The sequence below is a fragment of the Loktanella sp. DJP18 genome (genome assembly GCF_049310965.1).
Lineage (GTDB): Bacteria > Pseudomonadota > Alphaproteobacteria > Rhodobacterales > Rhodobacteraceae > Loktanella.
Window position 1 is genome coordinate 1 of record NZ_JBMERN010000208.1, and the last position, 4137, is coordinate 4137.

A 4137-nucleotide genomic window follows, 5' to 3' on the forward strand; every position below is an offset into this window, starting at 1 on the left:
AACTAGGCCAAGACAAGAAATCGGGTAATGGGGTTGTTTGTGTGTGTTCAACTTACTTCTCCGCCGCCCGAACACATATGTGTAGGGCTGTTAACGTGTCAGATTGTTTGCGATCAGCAAACTATGAGACGCCAGCAGAGCGGGCAAACGCTGGCAAAGTTGAACTTGTGGTGCAGAGGGCATATTCACTGCGTTCTGAACCACTAGTTTTTTGATAGTCCAAATGGCAATGTGATTCAATAGTATTTGCGCGAGTGCTGGCCTCGTTGGCAGGTTCCTGATACCCCGAAGTCACGGCCGCCCCTTCTCGGCAAACCGCTTCTTGCAGAACCCTACGAACGCCGCGTCTGCACTTTTTGGAACTTTACCCGCCCAGGCGCGCCATTCCTGCTCAAGAACTCGCACGTCCCAACCAGGGGCTGCAGCCCGTGCCCGTTCGTAAGTGTCCGGCTTCAGATCACTGATCTCAGGACGGTCCTTCCCACTGACGGACACCACGGTTCCCCGGCTCTGGAACACCACCACATCGCGCTCCTCGTCAAACATGACCAGATAGTCAGGCAAGTGGTTGTGGGTCGCAATTTCCTTCAGTGTATGTCGGAAGCGCTTCAGCTCCGTCCGTGCCCCCGTTCGCTTCAAGAGCTTGTTGAGGCCGATCTCGAAAGACGTTTGTGATCCGCACATCTTGCGTGCGATCTCGTAAACACGCCGCTCGATAGGCTTCCGCAGACGAAAATAGTCGCGATGAAGCGTCAGGACGGATTTGCGCCGGATACTGTTGAAAATCCATTCACTTATTTCGATCTCAGCCCACATGATGCGACCATCATCAGCGTTGTTCTTTCGCTGAATGTGCGCCTTTTCAATGAGGTGAAACCACCCAAGCCGCTCTTCATCACCCATAGGCAAGTCGGCGTCAGATCCTGAGGTGGTGATATTGGTCTTAATCACCGTCCCCATCAGACGGTCGATGGCCTCGCAAAAGGCACCGTAGTCTTTGCCACCCGTGCCCCGGTTCACGAAGATCAGGAGATCGCGCGGGTTAAACCGAAGACGCCGCTCGACTTGTTCACCACGGTTGAGCTTATGCATGATCTGCGACACCACATAGATGAGGATGTCTTTATCGTAGATAGTGGCCTGACCCTTCACACTGGGGACAACCTCCAACCACTTCCCTTCATGCTCGTAACGACGAATCGCAGTATCCGGCTTCTTGCTCAGCGCGTAAAACGGGTGCTCCATGCTCGGCATGAGATCTTTAAGAACCGCATCAGCAACATCACAGATGAAGAAATCCGCTTGCGGATGGCGATCAGGAAGCAGCTGATCGAGTAGATTCGGGGTATCAGGAACTAACATGTGCCGACATTCGGGGGAACAGGAACCATCGTCAAGCTTTGAATTCGGGGTATCAGGAACCCATAGCGAGTTCTTGCTTCACAGCATGCCATTTGCAACTACCTCACGGAATGCGGACATCGGGAACCAAAATTCGGGGTATCAGGAACTTTGATTCGGGGTATCAGGAACCAAGGATAGAGATTTTCCGTTTATCATCAGTCGTCTACGCTTGGTTTTAGAAGGCGTAACACTGATTCAAACACATATAAACACCAACGCACTCAAGCGAGCCAGTTACCAACCAGACCGAACAATTACTTCCCTTCGTAACGGTCCATGAGAATGCCAAGCATATCAGCGTAAGTCCGTCGATCATCTTTGCAGATTCGCTTGAACCGATCTAAAACATCAAGGGGTGCTTTAACGCTGATTTGCCCATCCATGACAGGTTCACGACTTGGCCAACGCGGTGCGACAGCCCCTGCCCTCTCAGCAACGGGTTTAGGTTCGACCATTTCTGCAGAGCGCGTTTCAAATTGCTTTAAACGGTCAAAATCAAGCGGTTTTGGCATGGCGAGTCTCCTCCAGAATATCGATGATTTCAGACGCAAACGCCTGTGCGTTGATGAGGGCCTTGTCGATCCCGTTCACATCAGACGGATCCAGCTGACGCAGGCCGCCACCAGCATTATGAAGAGACGAAAATGCCGTCCGGCGATGAAGCTCGGTATCCATAACCCGGCCGACCTTCATCATCTCCGCATGGATATGCTTCTCAAGTTTGCTCTTCACGGCTGCAGACGTCCTGGCAAAAAGGATTGCGGCCGGGATTCCACGCCGCCGTGCCCTGCCCTCCATCTCAATCTCCGCCAACGTTTCGATGGCAGCATCGGCATCTTGCTGTTCTTCGCCGGACGGGATGACAACCAGATCTGACTCCGCGATCGCAAATGATGTCAGGCGACTGGCAGAGCCTTCCAAGTCGATCAACACGAATGTTGCCTTGCTCTGGGCGTCTGAAATCTCGTCCTGAATGAAGCGCTCGCCCTGACTGGTGATGACGCGCAGTGAGGTGGGTAGTGCCGCGAGTGTTGACCACCGTGTCAGGCGTTTTGCCGGGTCAGCGTCGATCATGATAACCTGAGTGCCTTCAGCCAGCTCAGTGCCCAACACGATCGCAGATGTTGTCTTGCCAGCTCCGCCCTTAGACGTTGCGAATGATATGACGGGCATGCCTATGCCTCCTTTGTTTTTCAAATAGTATGCATGAGTAGTTTTGGATTGGAATGTCTATCTTATAAAGTGGTATTATACCGTTGGATACCTTTAGGTATCCAACGGTATAATACCACTTTATAAGATTGTGATCTTAGCACAGATCCCGCGCATAGACGGGCAGGGGCCCTTTCCATGCTTCCTCGCTCAACGCTTTGCGGGCATCCTGTTCACGTGAGCGACATGCGTCTCTTTGATACCGCTGGATTGCCAAAACGTAATTGACCGCGTTTCACACAGGCTCACTCCCTAAACATGGCCAATTGCTGCGGCTCGACCCAATACCCGCGCCGGCGTTTTGCGGCTTCCAGCACGAGCAGCGCCCCCACAGCGAGATCTTCACTGTCGAACCAGTCCATGCGGACCTGTCCGCCCTGACCGATCCGGCCCCATTCCCGGTAGAGCGTCCAAGCTCCGAACAAATTGGGCAGCACCAGCATGCGGTAATAGCGGGCCTGATTGGTCGCGGCGTGGCGTTTCTCAAGATAGGTCTGCATGGCTCAGAGATGATACTTGCGGGCGATATCGAGCGCCTCGGCCTGCTCAGTGCCGATGTACTCCTTGGTGCTCTCGATGCTGACGTGTCCCAGCAGGAGCTGGGCGGCGCGCAGGTTGCCGGTCTGCTGGTGGATGTAGGTCGGGAAGGTGCGACGCAGGGAGTGCAGCCCGTAGAGGGCCGGATCGAGCCGGGCCCGGACCAGCCAGCCCTTGAACAGCCGCCAGAGCTGGCTTTCGCTTAAGTGACTATGCGACCACCGCACGCCTTGTCCCGTGAACAGCCAGCCATGCAGCGGCCGCTCTTCGGTGGCCAGGTAGACACGCAGGCTGTCGCGCGTCACGGCAGACAGCCGCGCCTGGACCGGGCGGGCATTCCGGGTCTCGGTCTTCTTCTGCCGGATCTCGACAATCTCGCGCACCCCGAGGGGCGTCGCCACATCGGCAACCCGCAGGCGCACCAGGTCGGAGCCCCGGAAGCAGGTATCGAGAGCCACGTTGAACAGCGCGAGATCGCGGACCGCCGCAGCTTGCGTCCGGCCGTCCTGCCGCAGCAGCAGCCGGATCAGGCTGACCTCGTCCGGGGTGAGGGGCGGCTTCTTGCCCACCACCTTGCCGCGGTTCCAGGCCGCTTTTGGGGCGTCGGTCATCGGGTGGATCCTTGCAGGCTCTGCACCCATCATGGCGGGAAAGCGTGCGTCGTGGAAGCCGGGAAACACTGAAACTGCCTGATAGCCCTGTTTTATAACGCTCCACCCCACTGGTCGCCATGCGAGCTAATAACAGAAAGCTCGCATGAAGGTCGAAAAGCAGATCTTATCAGCGCAACTGGACCAGCGCGATGAGCGCGGCTTCACCCAATGTTAGCGCCAATGTTGCGCTATACGCAGGTAAATACGTGTATAAATGTCCATAATTTCTGCGACTGGCCTCCAGTTATTGTGGTTTCAGGCCATTCAGAATGAAGGAGCCAATAGCATCTCTGGCGGGGCTACCCACTGATGGCGATGACAAGCTGCGCAA

The 4137-nt window shown here is 55.4% G+C and carries 5 protein-coding genes; all 5 read right to left on the reverse strand.

The features are described from left to right. Positions 1-291: 291 nt before the first annotated feature. The gene (locus ACOI1H_RS23865) at positions 292-1362 is read right to left on the reverse strand and encodes a replication initiator protein A (RefSeq protein ID WP_422440687.1); all 1071 of its coding nucleotides are present in this window, start codon (positions 1360-1362) and stop codon (positions 292-294) included. 296 nt (positions 1363-1658) lie between these two features. Continuing rightward, positions 1659-1916: a hypothetical protein gene (locus tag ACOI1H_RS23870; RefSeq protein WP_422440688.1), complete on the reverse strand. Its 258-nt coding sequence runs from the start codon at positions 1914-1916 to the stop codon at positions 1659-1661. After that, positions 1900-2577 carry an AAA family ATPase gene (locus ACOI1H_RS23875; protein ID WP_422440689.1) on the reverse strand — a complete coding sequence of 226 codons (678 nt, stop codon included), beginning with the start codon at positions 2575-2577 and terminating at the stop codon, positions 1900-1902. Before ACOI1H_RS23875 ends, ACOI1H_RS23870 begins: the two co-directional genes overlap by 17 nt. Positions 2578-2861: 284 nt before the next feature. Further along, on the reverse strand, positions 2862-3116 hold the full coding sequence (locus ACOI1H_RS23880) for a WGR domain-containing protein (protein ID WP_422440690.1): 255 nt from the start codon (positions 3114-3116) through the stop codon (positions 2862-2864). Between the two features lie 3 nt (positions 3117-3119). Next, positions 3120-3764 (reverse strand): tyrosine-type recombinase/integrase, encoded by a 645-nt coding sequence (locus tag ACOI1H_RS23885; RefSeq protein WP_422440691.1) that lies wholly within the window; start codon positions 3762-3764, stop codon positions 3120-3122. Positions 3765-4137: the final 373 nt, after the last annotated feature.